The organism is Pseudomonas sp. IT-P2, from assembly GCF_949767575.1.
GTDB classification, from domain to species: Bacteria; Pseudomonadota; Gammaproteobacteria; order Pseudomonadales; family Pseudomonadaceae; genus Aquipseudomonas; species Aquipseudomonas pharyngis.
Window position 1 is genome coordinate 1 of sequence record NZ_CATKQA010000040.1, and the last position, 271, is coordinate 271.

The following is a 271-nucleotide window of genomic DNA, read 5'->3' on the forward strand; positions in this document are numbered from 1 at the left end:
CCACTTTCACTGGTGGTGATCAGGCTAAGGTAAAATTTGTGAGTTCTCTTAGTTGAGAAATTCGAATTTTCGGCGAATGTCGTCTTCACAGTATAACCAGATTGCTTGGGGTTATATGGTCAAGTGAAGAAGCGCATACGGTGGATGCCTTGGCAGTCAGAGGCGATGAAAGACGTGGTAGCCTGCGAAAAGCTTCGGGGAGTCGGCAAACAGACTTTGATCCGGAGATGTCTGAATGGGGGAACCCAGCCATCACAAGATGGTTATCTTG

The 271-nt window shown here is 47.6% G+C and carries 1 rRNA gene; it reads left to right on the forward strand.

The features are described from left to right. Nucleotides 1-117: 117 nt before the first annotated feature. Nucleotides 118-271 (forward strand): 23S ribosomal RNA (locus ACM6JM_RS19295); the annotation flags it as partial.